The following is a 16268-nucleotide window of genomic DNA, read 5'->3' as shown; positions in this document are numbered from 1 at the left end:
CTTGATTTAAACCACAGAGGCGAGTTTGAAGATTGGTAGATACATGCCGATAACCATTCCGCCAACGATTGTTCCAATAAAGACCATAATCAGAGGCTCAAGTAAACTGCTCAAGGCATCCACGGCATTATTGACTTCTTGCTCGTAATACTCGGCCACTTTGAAGAGCATGGCGTCTAGCGCGCCCGCTTCTTCGCCGATCGCTGTCATTTGGATGACCATGTGCGGAAATAAATTTACCTGTTTCATGGCCATATTGACCGGATAACCCACTGAAACATCGTCCCGCATACGCAGAACGGCGTCCTCATAAACGGCATTGCCAGTAGCTCCGGCGACAATGCCGAGAGCCTCCACTAGCGGAACGCCGGCCTTAAAGGTCACCGCCGTCGTTCTTGAGAATCGTGCAATTGAGCTGTTGTGCATTATTTGCCCTATGACGGGCACTTTGAGAGTGAGCCTATCTATCAGGTGTTGTAGGCGAAGTGAGCGCTTGTAAGCGTATAAAAATGCTACGACGCACCCTATGCTCGTGAAGAGTATTAGCCACCAATAAGCGACCATAAAGCGCGATGCGGATACTATTAGCTGAGTAAATGCAGGTAGTTCAGCGCCAAACCCTTTAAAGACGTCCTCAAATTGGGGTACTACAAATACTAGTAGAATAGCGCTCACTATGATGGCTACTGCAATAACCATGGCAGGGTAAAAAAGCGCTTTTTTGATTTTTCCTTTGAGTGCTTCAATATTTTCTTTGTAAGTCGCAACGGTATCGAGGACCGTTTCAAGTACGCCCGCGCCTTCGCCGGCTTTGACTAGGTTTCTATATAGCTCGTCAAACTGAACCGGGTGTTTGCTCATGGCCTCATAGAGCGATGAGCCGCCTTCGATGTCGGTTCTAACTTGACCCACCAAATTGCGCATGCGCGGATTCTTGTGTCCGCTTCCTATGATTTCCAGCGCGCCGACTATAGGTACGCCTGACTTCATCATTGTCGCCATCTGTCTACTAAAGAAGGCAATGTCTTTCGGCGTGATTTTTTTGCCAGTCTCGCCAAACAAGGGCTTCGGTTTAGGTTTGACTATACTTGGGGTGATCCCCTGGCGGCGCAACTCGGCTCGCAGCAGGTTGACGTTACGCGCGCTCTGTTCGCCCTTCATCTTGACGCCACGACGATCGGAGCCTTCCCACACATAGACTTGTAGCTGGCTTGTCTTGCCGCCCGGCTTGCTTTTGAGAGTGCCGCTTGTTGCTGCCATGTTCTATCCCCAATCCGCCGTCCCCAGGCGAAAGATGTCTGATGGTACCTCTTTCTTTCGTATCAAGCACGGCGTTCGATTGAGTTGCGGAGCAGGGCGATTTTTGTAGCGAGCGGGCGAATGTGACCTTATTTGTCACCTTCTGACCAGGCGGGGCCCGATGTAGATGGTGTCTCAGAACGAAACTCGCGCTGTGCCAAGCTCGCTGAAGATGGTGCATCATTCGGTCAGGGCGTTTCGAGGGGGTGGTCTGACTTGGCACGCATCCTGCTTGCTTAAATTTGTACACGAAGCAACTGCTGTCCGGTTCGGGACGCCTGTCTCGAGATTTAATTACCTCTAGGGGATTTCAGATGAACAAAATGCAGAAAGGTTTTACGCTCATCGAGTTGATGATCGTTGTGGCAATCATTGCGATTCTGGCGGCAATCGCTATTCCGCAGTACCAAGACTATGTCTCGCGTACCCGTGCCTCTGGTGCTGCTGCAGAGCTCGCTGGGTACAAGACTGCAGTTTCGTCTTGCATCGCTGAAACGCAGACTGCAACGGGTTGTAGCGCTGGTACCAACGGCATTCCGGCAATTACTGCTGCTGCGTTTCCTCGTACTAAGAACGTGACTAACATCACTAGCGTTGCGGACGGTGTCATCACGGCCACGACTGGCGCCACCGCTTCGAGCGGCGGTGCCAACCTGACCTATGTGCTGACTCCGACTTCTAATGCAGGTGTCATCTCTTGGGAGAATAGCGGCACCTCTTGCAATCCGACGCGTGGCTTCAAGCCTGGTCAAGGTGGTTGCCCGTAATTCGGTGCATGCTGATGTAACTTGGAGCCCTGCTTTGCAGGGCTCTTTATTTTGCGCTGTAAATCTCTTGTGGAAAGTCTGAGGGGGGCGTATGGACCGCAAAGGATCAGTCGCAGGTTTCACCCTGATAGAATTGATGATCGTCGTTGCGGTGATAGCAATACTGGCTTCACTAGCAATTCCGCTATATAGCGATTATGTATCTAGGACTAGAGCGGCGGCTGCGATGTCGGAACTAGGTGCTTATCGGACTGCAATAGGTCTTTGTGCAACCGAACAACAGTCACTAGTTGGGTGTAGTTCTGGATTTAACGGTGTACCTATGGCGCCTTCAACACATACGCGAAACTTGCCTGCGCCTTTCACCATACAAGATGGAGTGATTCGAGCAACTACTGGTGCCACATCTGTAGATGGCTCTGCGCGACTCACGATCATAGATACTCCCTCATTGTCTGTAGGAGTTCAACTTGACTGGACGAATACAGGGACCACTTGTGATGCTAGGCGGGCTTTCCGTGACGGACAAGGGCATTGCAAATAAGGGGGCGGTTGTAGATACAAATTTTTTTGTGCAAGCATGGGTTCGACTGTACGGTATGTACGTCGCCACAGGATCTTGAAATTCTATGAGCATCGCAATCAGCACCAACTTGGTCGGTATCACTGGGCTGGCGCGTCGTCTTGTGCAAGATGGTGCTCTTGATGAAGTGGCGGCCCGTGCTGCAATGGATCAGGCTGCGCAAGCGAAGGTGCCCCTCCCGCAATGGTTCGCGGACAGGAAGCTGGTGTCCGCGGCACAACTTGCGGCGGCTAATGCAGTCGAGTTCGGCATGCCTCTAATGGACGTTTCCGTCTTCGACGCCAGCCAAAACGCCATTAAGCTAGTCAGTGAAGAGTTGCTCCAGAAGTACCAGGTGCTGCCGCTGTTCAAGCGCGGCAACCGGTTGTTCGTGGGGGTGAGCAACCCGACCCAGACTAGGGCGCTGGACGACATCAAGTTTCATACCAACCTGGTGGTCGAGCCGATCCTGGTCGACGAGGATCAGATCCGTCGCACCTTGGAGCAATGGCAAGCCAGCAATGCGGCGCTTGGCTCTTCGCTCGGTGACGACGACGAGGGGATGGGCGATCTGGACGTGTCGGCCGGGGACGAGGACATGGGCGCCGGCGGGGATTCCGGGGTCGATGCCAAGGGCGACGACACGCCGGTGGTGAAGTTCGTCAACAAGGTGTTGGTGGATGCGATCCGGCGGGGAGCCTCCGACATCCACTTCGAGCCCTACGAAGACGACTACCGGGTGCGGCTGCGGATCGACGGGCTGCTGAAGAACGTGGCCAAGGCACCGGTGAAGCTGAACCAGCGCATCGCGGCGCGTCTGAAGGTGATGTCGCAGCTGGACATTGCCGAGAAGCGGGTGCCGCAGGACGGGCGCATCAAGCTCAACCTGTCCAAGACCAAGCAGATCGACTTCCGTGTGAGCACTTTGCCGACCCTGTTCGGCGAAAAGGTGGTGCTGCGTATCCTGGACGGCAGCGCGGCCAAGCTGGGCATCGAGAAGCTGGGCTACGAGGCTGACCAGCAGAAGCTGTTCCTGGATGCGATTCACAAGCCGTACGGGATGGTGCTGGTGACCGGGCCGACCGGTTCGGGCAAGACGGTGTCGTTGTACACGGCACTGGGCATCCTCAACGACGAGACGCGCAATATCTCCACCGCCGAGGACCCGGTGGAAATCCGCCTGCCCGGCGTCAATCAGGTGCAGCAGAACAACAAGCGCGGCATGACCTTCGCCGCGGCGCTACGCTCGTTCTTGCGCCAGGATCCGGACATCATCATGGTCGGCGAAATCCGCGACCTGGAGACGGCCGAGATTGCCATCAAGGCCGCGCAGACCGGTCACATGGTGCTGTCCACGCTGCATACCAACGATGCGCCACAGACCATCGCGCGTCTGATGAACATGGGCATCGCGCCGTACAACATCACCTCGTCGGTGACCCTGGTGATCGCGCAGCGTCTGGCGCGGCGCCTGTGCAACAACTGCAAGCGCAAATCGACCTTGCCCGAGCATGCGTTGCTGGCCGAAGGCTTCACGCCTGCGCAGATCGCTGCCGGGATCGAGCTGTATGAGGCGGTCGGTTGCGACGAGTGTACCGAAGGCTACAAGGGCCGTACCGGTATCTACCAGGTGATGCCGATGACCGACGAGATCGGCGCGATCGTGCTGGAAGGCGGTAACGCGATGCAGATCGCCGAGGCGGCACAGAGTATCGGCATCCGCGACCTGCGCCAGTCGGCGTTGGTCAAGGCCGCGCACGGGGTGACCAGCCTGGCCGAGATCAACCGGGTGACGAAAGACTGAGTGCTGGGATTTGGGGATTCGGGATTGGGGATTCGCAAGAGCCCCCCGACTGGCGGGCTGGGCAGCTGTCTGTCTTGGATCGTTACTGGCGACCTGCATCAGGTGGACTAGATGAAGGTCGCGCGGGTGATCAGCCTGGCCGAGATCAATCGGGTGACCAAGGACTAAGGGCTGGGAATCGGGAGATTGGGAGTCGGAAAAGCTGGCTACGGCGGTAATCCTTTCCCCCAAGCTTTTGCTCACCGGTTTTGGCGATACTTGGCAAAGTTGCGAACCCCCAAAAAACGGCGCTTCCTCGTAAGGGGAGCGCCGTTTTTATTAGGAGAACAGCATCCGGCCATGAATGCCGTCCTCTAAGGTTCTCGAGACGTAGAAGCCAGAACAGAGCCGTCAAAGCAACTAAACACGGCAACCCGCTGTTACGATTCCCGATTCCCCAATCCCGACTCCCGGCCTTTTACTCCATCCCCAACTTCTTCAACTTATAACGTAATGCCCGAAACGTGATGCCCAGCTGCGCGGCGGTCTTGGTCTTGTTCCAGCGATTCTCCTCCAGCGCCTTCTGGATCGCGGCGCGCTCCAGTTGCTCGATGTAGGAGGGCAGGGCGGCCGAGGCGGGGTCGATGTCGACCACCGCTTCGCGGGGTTCGACGGCGGCGCTGCCGGGAGTGGCGGCGAGGCGATGGCCGCCGTGGGCGGGCAGGCGCAGGTCGCTGGCGCTGATCTGATCGTCTTCGGCCAGGGCCAGGGCGCGTTCGAGGATATTTTCCAGCTCGCGCACGTTGCCCGGGAAGCCGTACTGGTCCAGCGCGTCGAGTGCGGAGTGGGTCAGCAGCGGAATCGGCCGGCCGTGGCTATGTGCCAGGCGCGCGATGATGGCCGCGGCCAGTTGCGGCAGGTCGCCGCCGCGTTCGCGCAGCGGCGGCACGCGCAGTTCGATGACGTTGATGCGGTAGTACAGGTCGTGGCGGAAACGGCCGTCGGAGACTAGGTCGCCCAGGTTCTTGTGGGTGGCCGAGAGAATGCGCACGTCCACCAGCGACTCGCTGGAGGCGCCCACCGGGCGCACCGATTTTTCCTGGATCGCGCGCAGCAGCTTGACCTGCATCTGCAGCGGCAATTCGGCCACTTCGTCCAGAAACAGCGTGCCGCCATGCGCGGCCTGGAACAGGCCGGGCTTGTCGGCATGCGCGCCGGTGAAGCTGCCCTTCTTGTGGCCGAAGAATTCGCTTTCCATCAGTTCGGCGGGGATGGCGCCACAGTTGACCGGCACGAACGGGCCGGCCGCGCGTGCGCCTTGTTCGTGGATGGTGCGGGCGACCAGTTCCTTGCCCACGCCCGATTCGCCGACGATGTAGACCGGCGCCTGGCTGCGCGCGACCTTGCCGATGGTGGCGCGCAGGCTTTCCATCGCACTGGAATCGCCGAGCAGGCGGCTGGCCTGTTCCGGTGGCGGCGGTGGCGGGGCAGGGCGGTCGCGGTTGTTCAGCTCCAGCGCGTGCTTGACCAGGCCGCGCAGCACGCTGATGTCCACCGGCTTGCTGACGAAGTCGAAGGCACCGGCCTTCAAGGCTTCCACCGCCAGGTCCATGCTGCCGAACGCGGTGATCATCGCCACCGGGGTCTGCGGATAGTGCTTGGCGATTTCGGTGACCAGCTCGATGCCGTTGCCGTCGGGCAACCGCATGTCGGTCAGGCACAGGTCGTAGGGATTGTTGGCCAGCAGCTCGCGCGCTTCGGCTAGGTTGGCGGCGGTGCTGATGCGCAGGCCCATCCGGCCCAAGGTGAGAACAAGCAGTTCGCGAATGTCACGCTCGTCATCGACAACCAGGGCACTTTTCGGTTCGTTCATGTGGCGCACGATAGCCCACGGCGATGACCGTCGACAATTGCCGGTCGGGTCCGGGCGTAACGATTCACGTGATCACACGATGGTGCGCGTGCGCAGCACGATACCCAGCAGCTGGCCGCATGGACACGATCGCAGCGCCCTTGCAGGCAGCTGCGCAACTGGCTTGCTCCAGGAGTGACGCAACGCTCTCGCTCATTTCCCGAGCAGGCTATTGGGCCCCTGCAACAGGATCCGGAAACAGGCGCCGCCGCCCGGCACCGACACGTAGTCCAGTTGCGCCTGGTTGGCGCGGCACAGTTCCTGGGCGATATACAGGCCCAGCCCGGTGCCGTGCTCGGAGGTGGTGTAGAACGGGCGGAACAATTGCGCGGCCACCGTCTCCGGGATGCCGGGGCCGCGGTCGACCACGTCGATCACCGCCATGCGCTCCATGCGCTCCACACGCAGTTTCACCCGCGCCGGTTCGTCCATGACCCGGCCGTACTTGAGCGCGTTGTGCACCAGCGCGGTCAGGATCTGGTGCAGGTGCTTTGGGTCGATCAAGGCATGCACGGCATTGCCCTGGATGCTGGCCTCCAGGATGTCGGTCTCCATCGACAGGGTCTGCCGGTACTCGACCACGAAGCGGCGCACGAAGGCGGCCAGATCCAGGTTGTCCGGGCTTGCGCGCTCGCGGCGGGCCAGCGCGAGCACGCTCTCGACGATGCCGTTGGTGCGCTGGCATTGCTGGTGGATGATCTGCAGCAGGCGGCGGTCGGCATCGCCGATGTCCGGGGATTCCTCCAGCAGCTGCGAGGCGTAGCTGATCGCCGCCAGCGGATTGCGGATCTCGTGCGCCAGGCTGGCCGAAAAGCGCCCCATCGCCGACAGCGTGAGCGATTCGGCGCGCCGCGACACCACGCTGGCATCGTCCAGAAACACCAGCACCAGGTCGCTGTCGGCGAGCAGCCGCACGAAGCGCGGCTGCACTTCAGGGCGGTCGGCGCCCAGTTGCAGCGGTGCCTCTTCCTCGCGCCAGCCGCTGCGCCAGCGCTGCAGGCGGCGCGACAGTTCGGGCGTGAGCGCGGCCAGCGACAGGTCGACCGGGGCGTTGCGCTGGTCGCCGTCGCCGAGCAGCGCCAGCGCCGCCTCGTTGGCCAGGGTGATGTGGCTGTGGGTGTCGACCACCAGCACCCCGGTGCGCATGCGGCGGATGATCAGTTCGTTGATCTCGTAGAGGTTGGCGACCTGCGCGCCGCGTTCGTCGGCCAGTACCTGGTTGCGGCGTGCACGCGAACCGATCTGTTCGCAGATGAAGGCCACCGCGACGTAGCTGGTGGCGAACATCGCCAGCTCCGCGACCGGGCGGGCGGCGCCGCCGCCTTCGAGCAGGGTCCACAGGTATTCCAGCACGATGGCGCCGCTGGCGAGCACCGCGATGCTCATGCCGTAGCGCAGGCGCAGCAGGATCGAGGCAGCGGCGACATTGAACAGCAGCATCATCGCGATGCCGGCGCTGGCGCCGGGCAGCGCATGCGTGGCCAGGGTCGCCGCGGCGATGTCGGCCAGCACCGAACAGAACACGGTGGTGGTCAGCCGGCGCTCGCTGCGGCCCCAGAACAGCAGCGGGATCGCCACCGATAGATAGCCGATCGCCACGCCGGCCGCCAGGCGCGGGTAACGCGGCTCCGGGATCGCGTCGGACAGGGGGCTGAACACCAGGGCGGCGATCAGCCCGGCCACCAGCACCCGGTACAGCGAAAAGAAGTACAGCTCGCGCTGCGGCGCGGACTGGATCCGGTCGATAAGCGATGGGCTGGATGGCAAGCCGATTCCCCGCTGGAGCAAGCCGCGAGTATAGGCAGGTGCGCGGCCCGCGCAGCGCTTGCGCACAGTGCCGGGCTGCGCGCAAGCGGTGCAAACGGCAGGCCACGCGCGCCGGCTTTTGCGCCGCACGGCGTGGTCGGCCACAATAGGCGGCCCGTTCGCGTCTCTTGACGTGCCGCCCAGGCGGTCTGCGTTGCACGCAGCGGTCGTTTCCTTTTCCCACGGTGACGCATGAATTTCCACGAATACCAGTCAAAACAGCTGCTTGCCGAGTACGGCATCCCCGTTCCGGCCGGCAAGGTCGCGGCGACCCCGGACGAAGCGGTTGAAGTCGCCAATTCCCTGGGCAAGGGCCCCTGGATGGTGAAGGCGCAGATCCACGCGGGCGGTCGCGGTAAGGCTGGCGGCGTCAAGTTCTGCAAGACCACCGACGACGTGAAGGCCGCAGCGGCCAAGATGCTCGGCACCAAGATGTCCACCTACCAGACCGCCGGCGTCGAGCTGCCGATCAACCTGGTGCTGGTGACCACCGCCGGCGAGATCGTCAAGGAGCTGTACCTGTCGATCCTGGTCGACCGCGGCACCAAGACCATCACCTATATCGCGTCCAGCGAGGGTGGCGTGGAGATCGAGCAGGTCGCCGCCGAGACGCCGGAGCTGATCCACTCGCTCAACGTCGATTTCGTCGAAGGCGTGCAGGGCTACCACGGCCGCGATTTCGGCTTCAAGCTCGGCCTGACCGCCAAGCAGGCCGGCCAGTTCGCCAGCATCATGGTGAACCTGTATCGCCTGTTCAACGAAAAGGATCTGGCGCTGGTTGAAATCAACCCGCTGGCGATCCTGGACGACGGCAACCTGTACGCACTGGACGGCAAGTTCGACAGCGACGACAACGCCGCGTTCCGTCAGAAGCAGCTGATCGCCATGCGCGACAAGACGCAGGAAGACGAGACCGAAGTGACCGCGTCGGAGCTGGACATCAACTACGTCACCATGGACGGCAACATCGGTTGCATGGTCAACGGCGCAGGCCTGGCCATGGCCACCATGGACGTGATCAAGCTCAACGGCGGCGAGCCGGCGAACTTCCTGGACGTGGGCGGCGGTGCCAACAAGCAGCGCGTCATCGAGGCGTTCAAGCTGATCCTGTCCTCGGACAAGGTCGAAGGCATCTTCGTCAACATCTTCGGCGGCATCGTCCGTTGCGACATGATTGCCGAGGGCATCATCGCTGCGGTCAAGGAAGTGGGCGTCAAGGTCCCGGTCGTGGTGCGCCTGGAAGGCACCAATGTGGAAGAAGGCAAGCAGCTGCTGCGCGACAGCGGCATGGCCATCATCCCGGCCGACAACATCAACGACGGTGCCAAGAAGGTCGTCGAAGCTGTCAAGAACGCCGCCTGATCCACGACACCGAAGGAACTATCCATGTCCGTTTTGATTAACAAGAACACCAAGGTGATCGTGCAGGGCTTCACCGGCCAGCAGGGCACCTTCCACGCCACTCAGATGATCGAGTACGGCACCCAGGTCGTCGGCGGCGTGACGCCGGGCAAGGGCGGCACCACGCATATCGACCTGCCGGTGTTCAACACCGTGGCCGATGCCGTGCAGAGCACCGGCGCCGACGCGTCGGTGATCTACGTGCCGCCGCCGTACGCGGCCGATGCGATCCTGGAAGCGGCCGCGGCCGGCATCAAGGTCATCGTCTGCATCACCGAGGGCATCCCGGTGCTGGACATGCTGCGCGTCAAGAACGTGCTGACCCGCTCGCATCCGGACACCGTGCTGATCGGGCCGAACTGCCCCGGCGTGATCACCCCGGGCGAGTGCAAGATCGGCATCATGCCGGGCCACATCCACAAGCCGGGCAAGATCGGCATCGTGTCGCGTTCGGGCACCCTGACCTATGAAGCGGTCAAGCAGACCACCGAAGTGGGCCTGGGCCAGAGCACCTGCATCGGTATCGGTGGCGACCCGATCAACGGCCTGAACTTCGTCGACTGCCTCAAGCTGTTCAACGAAGACCCGCAGACCGAAGGCATCATCATGGTCGGCGAAATCGGTGGCGACGCCGAGGAAGCCGGTGCCGAGTACATCAAGCAGTTCGTGAAGAAGCCGGTGGTCGGCTTCATCGCCGGTGCGTCGGCTCCGGCCGGCAAGCGCATGGGCCACGCCGGTGCGATCGCATCGGGCGGCAAGGGCACTGCCGAAGGCAAGTTCGCGGCGATGGAAGCTGCCGGCGTCAAGACCGTCCGTTCGCCGGGCGATCTGGGTGCGGCGATTGCTGCGCTGGTGAAGTAAGCACGCCGCGCGCGCAAGCGCGTAGCGTCGGAGAGGCCGCCTTTGGGCGGCCTTTTTTGTGGCTAGCCACTGTGGCCAGCGGTCTATGGCGAGTCATTTGTTGCAATGGCCGACGTGGCCATTGCCGTGGTCAATGGCTGGTGCCAGCGTCTTCGCCGGCCGCCGTTGCCTGTCGCGACTTGGCGGAGGATTCGATCGGCTTGCAGCGTTCGATTCAAAGCTCGTGCTGTTGCACATTGAGCTCAAGCAACAGATCCACGAACGCGCGCACCTTGGCCGGTCGAAAGCGCGTTGCCGGAAACACGGCGTGGATGCCGCCAGACGGCAACTGCCACTGCGGCAGCACATGCAGCAAGCGACCGGCAGCCAGATCGTCGGCGACCACATAATCGGGCAGCACCGAGATGCCTGCGCCCTGGCACACCGCTTCGCGCACGGCGAGGGTGGCGTCGAGAAAGATGCCCGGCTGCACGTCCACACTCTGCGGCGCATGCGTGGCGTGCGCGAATTGCCAGCGCTGGTGATCGCGCAAGGCAGTGTTCGCCACGAAGGGCAGGGTGGCGATGTCCTGCGGCGATGCGATTCGGGCCAGCTGCGCAGCCATCGCGGAAGGGGCGACCAGCAACTGCCGAAACGCGCCGATCTTGCGTGCCTGCAGGCTGCTTTCGGCCAGCCAGCCGACGCGGATCGCAAGTTCGATGTTGGCCGTCATCAGGTCCAGGGTCTGGTCGCTGAGGATCGCGTCGACCTTGCAGGCCGGATGGCGCCGGGTGAAGGCAGCGATCGCCGGCACCACCACGCGCACGCCGTAGTCCAGCGGAGCGGTGAGCCGGAGTAGGCCGAACGGTTCGGCGGTGGTGTCGGTGAGTGCGTCGAAGGCGTCGTCGGTATCGCGCAGGATGGCCGCGCAGCGCTGGTAGAACGCCTGCCCGAGTTCGGTGGTGCGCACCCTGCGGGTCGTGCGCACCAATAGCGAGGTGCGGCATTCGCGCTCCAGGCGGGCGACCTGCTGGCTCACCACCGCCTTGGTGATGCCCAGGCGCTCGGCGGCCGCCGTGAAGGAGCCGGTGTCCACCACTGCGACGAAATAGGCCAGGCGGCGCAGATTGCCCAGGCCGCCTGGTCCGGTCTCGCTTCGATTGTGTGTCTTTGGCATACGGTATGTTTATGGCGGATGTATTTAAGAGTCAACGGCGCGGGCCTAGGATGCATTCCTCGCCACCGGATACCGCTGCCATGTCCACCACCGTTCACTACATTTACGACCCGCTGTGCGGCTGGTGCTATGGCGCCAGCGCGGTGGTGTCGGCGTTGCAGGCGCGGGCCGATGTCGCGCTGCAATTGCTGCCAGCCGGCCTCTTTCTGGGCGCGGGCGCCAGGGCGATGGACGACACCTTCGCCGGCTACGCCTGGTCCAACGACCAACGCATCGCACAGCTGACCGGCCAGGGTTTCAGCGCCCAGTATCGGCAGCGCGTGCTCGGCGATCGTCAGCAACGCTTCGACAGCGGTCCGGCGACGTTGGCACTGACGGCGGTGGCGCGTGTCGCTCCGTCGCGCGAAGTGCAGGTGCTGGGGGCCATCCAGCGGGCGCGCTATGTCGAGGGTAACGATGTGACCGCGCTGGACACGCTGGTGGGCCTGCTGGAATCGCTTGGGCTGGAGCAGGCCGCAAAGCAGATTGCCGCGCCGGATGCGCAGCTGCTTGCGCTGACACAGGCGCGCATCGACACCGCGCTGGAGCTGTTGCAGGAATTCGATGTGCGCGGCGTGCCGACGCTGGTTGCGCAGTCGTCCGGCAAGCGCTGGTTGCTGGATGTCGGGGCGGGTTATGGGAACCCCGATGTCGTCCTGCGGCAGTTGGATGCTGGGCATTTTTAGGCATCTGGGTGACTGGTTTCTCGCCATGGGGTTGGCTTTCTTGCAGTTGACCTTTCCCCACAAACGTCTCCGGTGACTTGGCTGTCTTCCGCCGCACCCTCACCCCAACCATCGCCATCCCCAAAGGCCAAACCAATGCCAACCCGACGAGACGTCATCAAAACCCTGGCCGTTGCGAGTGTCGCAACCGCCTTCCCTGGAGCGAATACCGCCATGGCTGCACCGACCACACTGACGTATCAACATTTCCCCGCCGGCGAGCACGGTTTCTTCCGCGCGCCGGTGCTGATTTCCGGCGCGCGCGATGCGGCGCTGATCGATGGCGGCTTCACCCTGCCCGACGGCAAGGCGCTGGCCGAGGCGATCCGCGCCAGCGGCAAGACGCTGACCACCATCTACATCAGCCAAAGCGACCCGGACTACTACTTCAGCCTGGCGCCGATCAAGGCTGCCTTCCCCAAGGCGCGCGTCGTCGCCGCCTCGGCCACCATTGCGGCGATCAAGGGCAATGTCGAAAAGAAGCTGGCCACCTGGGGCCCGCAGCTAAAGGAAAACGGCCCGCAGCGTCTGGCCGACATCGTGATGCCGGAGTCCTTCGATGGTCCTGCGCTCACACTGGAAGGCCACGCGCTGGAGATCGTCGAAGCCGACGGTCTGGCCAATCGACGCTATGTCTGGGTGCCTGCACTGAAGGCCATCGTCGGTGGCGTGCTGGTGTTCTCCGGCACGCATGTGTGGACCGCCGATACGCGCGGCGCCGAAGGCCGTGCCGCCTGGCGCAAGACGCTGGACCGCATGGCGGCGCGTTCGCCGTCGGTGGTGGTGGCCGGCCATCTGCTGCCGGGCGCGCCCACCGATGCCTCGGCCATCGCCTACACGCGCGATTATCTGCTGGCCTTCGAGCAAGAGCTGGCCAGGCACAGCAACAGTGCCGACCTGATCAAGGCCATGACCGCGCGCTATCCCAATGCCGGCATGACGCTGGCATTGCAGATCGGCGCCAAGGTCGCCACCGGCGAGCTGCAGTGGGGTTGATGCGATAACGACGCAGCCGGACATCATCCGCGCAAGCGCCGTGCATGCAGTGGACGCGTAACACCGAGGCGCGGCAGATCCCTGCACGCCGCTGCGCTTCTGGAATAATGCAGGCTTGGCGGCGACGCCGGTCTGCATCCCGGTCTGTTGCGGGATGCGGCGCAGCCACGCCTTCCCCGCTGCATTCGCATAGGCCTTCCAATGTCCCAGACGCTCCGCATCGCCATGGCGCAGTTCGACTTCCCGGTCGGCGCCGTGGCGCGCAATACCGATCGCATCATCGACTTCATCGCGGCAGCGCGCGACGAGTTCGATGCGGACATCGTGCTGTTTCCCGAGCTGGCGATCAGCGGCTACCCGCCGGAAGATCTGCTGCTGCGGCCCGGTTTTCTCGCCCATTGCCAGGAAGCGTTGGCGCGCATCGCCGCCAGTACGCGCGGCATCGTGGCGGTGGTCGGCTGGCCGCAGAGTGCCGGCAGCGTGGTCTACAACGCTGCCAGCGTGTTGCGCGAGGGGCGTATCGAGGCGACGTATCGCAAGCGCGAATTGCCCAATTACGCAGTATTCGACGAGCGCCGCTACTTCGACGTGGACCCGGATGGCGACAACTGCGTGGTCACGGTCAAGGGCGTGCAGGTGGGCGTGGTGATCTGCGAGGACCTGTGGTTTGCCGAGCCGCTGGCCAGGACCGTGCAGGCCGGCGCCGAGCTGGTGCTGGTGCCCAATGCCTCGCCCTACGAGCGCGGCAAGCATGCGCAGCGCGATGCCCTGCTGGCCGAGCGCACCCGCGAGAGCGGGGCGGCAATTGCCTACCTCAACGTGGTCGGCGGCCAGGACGCGCTGGTGTTCGACGGCGCATCGGTGGTGGCCGATGGCGACGGCACCGTGCATCCTGCCGCTGCCGCCTTCGTCGATCAGTGGCTGGTGGTGGACTACGCCGCCGGCGAGCGCAGTTTCACCCCCGTGGTGTGGGTGGACGATGGCGACGAGAGCATGGATGCGTTGGCCTGGCGCGCCGTGGTGCGTGGCTTGCAGGACTATTGCCGCAAGAACGGCTTCAGCAAGGTCTGGCTGGGCCTGTCCGGCGGCATCGATTCGGCGCTGGTGCTGGCGATGGCGGTCGATGCGCTGGGCGGCGACAACGTCACCGCGGTGCGGCTGCCGTCGCGCTACACCGCCAACCTGTCCAACGATCTGGCCGACGAGCAATGCCGCGCGCTGGGCGTCAAGCTGGAAACCATCGCGATCGAGCCGGCGTTCGAAGGCCTGCTCGCCGCGCTGGGGCCGATGTTCGAAGGCACCCAGCCGGACATCACCGAAGAGAACCTGCAGTCGCGCAGCCGCGGGGTGATCCTGATGGCGCTGTCCAACAAGTTCGGCGGGCTGCTGCTGACCACCGGCAACAAGAGCGAGTACGCGGTGGGGTACGCCACCATCTACGGCGACATGTGCGGCGGCTATGCCCCGCTCAAGGACCTGTACAAGACCGAAGTGTTCGGCCTCGCCAAGTGGCGCAATACCGTGGGCGGGGCGCCGGTGATACCGCCGGCCGTGATTTCGCGCCCGCCCTCGGCCGAGTTGCGCGACAACCAGACCGACCAGGATTCGCTGCCGCCGTACGATGTGCTGGACGGCATCCTGTACCGCTACGTCGACCAGGAACAGTCGCGCGATGACATCGTCGCGGCCGGCTATGCCGCCGACACGGTCGAGCATGTGCTGCGGCTGGTGCGGCTCAATGAATGGAAGCGCCACCAGGCCGCGCCCGGGCCCAAGGTGTCGCGGCGCGCGTTCGGCCGCGAGCGGCGTTACCCGATCACCAATGGTTATTCCGGCCAGTAGCCCGAACGGCTATTGCGGTCGGTCGTCCGGCGCACCAGCCACCGCTGCGGTGGCCGGTGCTTGGGCGAAGCGGGTGAGCAGGTCCAAGGTCGGCTTGGGCCGGGTCAGGTCGTGCATCAGGCCGAAATGGCCTTCGGCGCCCTGGATGGTGGTCTGGTCCAGCAATTCGTAGACGTTCACCTCGGACACCACGTCGGCATAGTTGTCGCGCACGTTGCGCAGCAACTGCGCCAGGCTGTCGTAGCAGCCGCGGTCGCCTTCCGCACCGCCGGTGGTGTTGCCGGTGTAGATCTCCGCACAGTTGAGCTCGTTGAAGAACACCGGGGTCTTGTAGGTCTGCGCCGCCGTGCGCAGCTGGCCCAGGTACAACGCGCTCCAGTAGCCGGCATCCTGGTGGAAGGCGTAGTAGTGGAAGCTGATGTGGTCGAAATTGAAGCCGGCCGCCTTGGCCTTGGCCAGGAACCACAGCGAGCCATTGCGGTCGCCGGGGCAGCGTGCGTTGGCGCTGCGGTCGTCACTGTTGCAGGCGGTGATGTTGATGGTGAAGTGCAGGCCGGCACCCAGTTCGTTGGAGGCCTGGCGCATGCCCAGGTACATCGTGGTCATTGCCGCGATGCGGGCATCTGCCTCGGCGCGCACCAGATCCTGTTCGTTGCCGATCTCCCAGACCTTGATGTCGGCCGCATAGCGGCGTGCCAGCTGGTAGCCGATCTCGCGCGACATCGGGTAGACCATCGGGCGCAGCGTGATGCCGTATTTGCGCGCCAGCGGGACCAGCGCATCCAGCGTTGCGTAGTCACGCGGGTCCACATCGAAGCGGTAGCTGCGCAGATTGCGTGCGGCCAGCAGTTGGAAGCGGGCCTCGGCCTGGGCCATGGAATAGCCGGGACGATTGTCGTGGGCGTTGACGCCGTAGACGATCGGCGCCGCAGTGGCGGTGGTGGTCATCGCCGCCAGCAACAGGGCGAGCAGGAACGGGGCGATGCAGCGGGACATGCGGCCTCCTGGGCGGGCGCCAGCGGGGAGTCGGATCTTCTTCAGGGCCGAGTATAGGCAGCGCACAGGCGCGGTTCGGTGACCTGGTGCCGGGTCTGGCGATGTGCCTGCAGCTGCCGCAGG

At 63.2% G+C, this 16268-nt stretch carries 13 protein-coding genes; 8 read left to right on the top strand and 5 right to left on the bottom strand.

Annotated elements, in window-relative coordinates; genetic code table 11:
- Nucleotides 1-6 precede the first annotated feature (6 nt).
- Nucleotides 7-1260, bottom strand: a complete 1254-nt coding sequence (locus tag KHN93_RS15980; RefSeq protein ID WP_104600100.1) for a type II secretion system F family protein — start codon at nucleotides 1258-1260, stop codon at nucleotides 7-9.
- A gap of 353 nt (nucleotides 1261-1613) precedes the next feature.
- Here KHN93_RS15980 and KHN93_RS21725 point away from each other — a divergent pair, with 353 nt between their 5' ends.
- The 3 genes from KHN93_RS21725 to pilB all read left to right on the top strand — a co-directional run bounded on the left by KHN93_RS21725 (nucleotide 1614) and on the right by pilB (nucleotide 4432).
- Nucleotides 1614-2066 carry a pilin gene (locus tag KHN93_RS21725; protein WP_104600101.1) on the top strand — a complete coding sequence of 151 codons (453 nt, stop codon included), beginning with the start codon at nucleotides 1614-1616 and terminating at the stop codon, nucleotides 2064-2066.
- A gap of 91 nt (nucleotides 2067-2157) precedes the next feature.
- Nucleotides 2158-2610 carry a pilin gene (locus tag KHN93_RS21805; protein WP_104600102.1) on the top strand — a complete coding sequence of 151 codons (453 nt, stop codon included), beginning with the start codon at nucleotides 2158-2160 and terminating at the stop codon, nucleotides 2608-2610.
- Nucleotides 2611-2695: 85 nt separating this feature from the next.
- Nucleotides 2696-4432 carry a type IV-A pilus assembly ATPase PilB gene (pilB, locus tag KHN93_RS15965; protein WP_104600103.1) on the top strand — a complete coding sequence of 579 codons (1737 nt, stop codon included), beginning with the start codon at nucleotides 2696-2698 and terminating at the stop codon, nucleotides 4430-4432.
- Nucleotides 4433-4889: 457 nt separating this feature from the next.
- Here the strand turns inward: pilB and KHN93_RS15960 are convergent, their stop codons facing one another.
- Complete coding sequence (locus KHN93_RS15960) at nucleotides 4890-6284, bottom strand: sigma-54-dependent transcriptional regulator (protein ID WP_211920722.1); 1395 nt, start codon at nucleotides 6282-6284, stop codon at nucleotides 4890-4892.
- 192 nt (nucleotides 6285-6476) lie between these two features.
- A complete protein-coding gene (locus KHN93_RS15955) occupies nucleotides 6477-8090 on the bottom strand; it encodes a sensor histidine kinase (RefSeq protein WP_211920720.1) in 1614 nt (537 codons plus the stop codon).
- Nucleotides 8091-8321: 231 nt separating this feature from the next.
- Between KHN93_RS15955 and sucC the strand changes: the two genes are divergently transcribed.
- Both sucC and sucD read left to right on the top strand, forming a co-directional pair.
- On the top strand, nucleotides 8322-9491 hold the full coding sequence (sucC, locus tag KHN93_RS15950; protein ID WP_039519379.1) for an ADP-forming succinate--CoA ligase subunit beta: 1170 nt from the start codon (nucleotides 8322-8324) through the stop codon (nucleotides 9489-9491).
- A 24-nt stretch (nucleotides 9492-9515) separates the two neighbouring features.
- Nucleotides 9516-10391: a succinate--CoA ligase subunit alpha gene (gene sucD / locus KHN93_RS15945; RefSeq protein WP_011038208.1), complete on the top strand. Its 876-nt coding sequence runs from the start codon at nucleotides 9516-9518 to the stop codon at nucleotides 10389-10391.
- A gap of 214 nt (nucleotides 10392-10605) precedes the next feature.
- Here sucD and KHN93_RS15940 read toward each other — a convergent pair whose 3' ends face one another.
- A complete protein-coding gene (locus KHN93_RS15940; protein WP_211920718.1) occupies nucleotides 10606-11547 on the bottom strand; it encodes a LysR family transcriptional regulator in 942 nt (313 codons plus the stop codon).
- A gap of 80 nt (nucleotides 11548-11627) precedes the next feature.
- Here KHN93_RS15940 and KHN93_RS15935 point away from each other — a divergent pair, with 80 nt between their 5' ends.
- The 3 genes from KHN93_RS15935 to KHN93_RS15925 all read left to right on the top strand — a co-directional run bounded on the left by KHN93_RS15935 (nucleotide 11628) and on the right by KHN93_RS15925 (nucleotide 15149).
- Entirely contained in the window at nucleotides 11628-12272 is a 645-nt protein-coding gene (locus tag KHN93_RS15935) for a DsbA family protein (protein WP_166768961.1), read from the top strand.
- A gap of 213 nt (nucleotides 12273-12485) precedes the next feature.
- The gene (locus KHN93_RS15930) at nucleotides 12486-13307 is read left to right on the top strand and encodes an MBL fold metallo-hydrolase (RefSeq protein WP_244812130.1); all 822 of its coding nucleotides are present in this window, start codon (nucleotides 12486-12488) and stop codon (nucleotides 13305-13307) included.
- Nucleotides 13308-13508: 201 nt separating this feature from the next.
- Nucleotides 13509-15149 carry an NAD+ synthase gene (locus tag KHN93_RS15925; protein ID WP_047129196.1) on the top strand — a complete coding sequence of 547 codons (1641 nt, stop codon included), beginning with the start codon at nucleotides 13509-13511 and terminating at the stop codon, nucleotides 15147-15149.
- 9 nt (nucleotides 15150-15158) lie between these two features.
- Here the strand turns inward: KHN93_RS15925 and KHN93_RS15920 are convergent, their stop codons facing one another.
- Nucleotides 15159-16145, bottom strand: a complete 987-nt coding sequence (locus tag KHN93_RS15920) for a glycoside hydrolase family protein (protein ID WP_211920712.1) — start codon at nucleotides 16143-16145, stop codon at nucleotides 15159-15161.
- Between the last annotated feature and the right edge of the window lie 123 nt (nucleotides 16146-16268).

This window comes from Xanthomonas arboricola pv. juglandis (assembly GCF_905367715.1).
Classification (GTDB): domain Bacteria; phylum Pseudomonadota; class Gammaproteobacteria; order Xanthomonadales; family Xanthomonadaceae; genus Xanthomonas; species Xanthomonas arboricola.
Note: the sequence above shows the minus strand (reverse complement) of the source record. Positions and strands in the feature narration are given on the sequence as shown.

Bases quoted from the DNA above. Each gene is read 5' to 3' on its own strand.
- KHN93_RS15980 (WP_104600100.1), bottom strand. From the start codon at position 1,260: ATGGCAGCAACAAGCGGCACTCTCAAAAGCAAGCCGGGCGGCAAGACA.
- KHN93_RS21725 (WP_104600101.1), top strand. From the start codon at position 1,614: ATGAACAAAATGCAGAAAGGTTTTACGCTCATCGAGTTGATGATCGTT.
- KHN93_RS21805 (WP_104600102.1), top strand. From the start codon at position 2,158: ATGGACCGCAAAGGATCAGTCGCAGGTTTCACCCTGATAGAATTGATG.
- pilB (WP_104600103.1), top strand. From the start codon at position 2,696: ATGAGCATCGCAATCAGCACCAACTTGGTCGGTATCACTGGGCTGGCG.
- KHN93_RS15960 (WP_211920722.1), bottom strand. From the start codon at position 6,284: ATGAACGAACCGAAAAGTGCCCTGGTTGTCGATGACGAGCGTGACATT.
- sucC (WP_039519379.1), top strand. From the start codon at position 8,322: ATGAATTTCCACGAATACCAGTCAAAACAGCTGCTTGCCGAGTACGGC.
- sucD (WP_011038208.1), top strand. From the start codon at position 9,516: ATGTCCGTTTTGATTAACAAGAACACCAAGGTGATCGTGCAGGGCTTC.
- KHN93_RS15940 (WP_211920718.1), bottom strand. From the start codon at position 11,547: ATGCCAAAGACACACAATCGAAGCGAGACCGGACCAGGCGGCCTGGGC.
- KHN93_RS15935 (WP_166768961.1), top strand. From the start codon at position 11,628: ATGTCCACCACCGTTCACTACATTTACGACCCGCTGTGCGGCTGGTGC.
- KHN93_RS15930 (WP_244812130.1), top strand. From the start codon at position 12,486: ATGGCTGCACCGACCACACTGACGTATCAACATTTCCCCGCCGGCGAG.
- KHN93_RS15925 (WP_047129196.1), top strand. From the start codon at position 13,509: ATGTCCCAGACGCTCCGCATCGCCATGGCGCAGTTCGACTTCCCGGTC.
- KHN93_RS15920 (WP_211920712.1), bottom strand. From the start codon at position 16,145: ATGTCCCGCTGCATCGCCCCGTTCCTGCTCGCCCTGTTGCTGGCGGCG.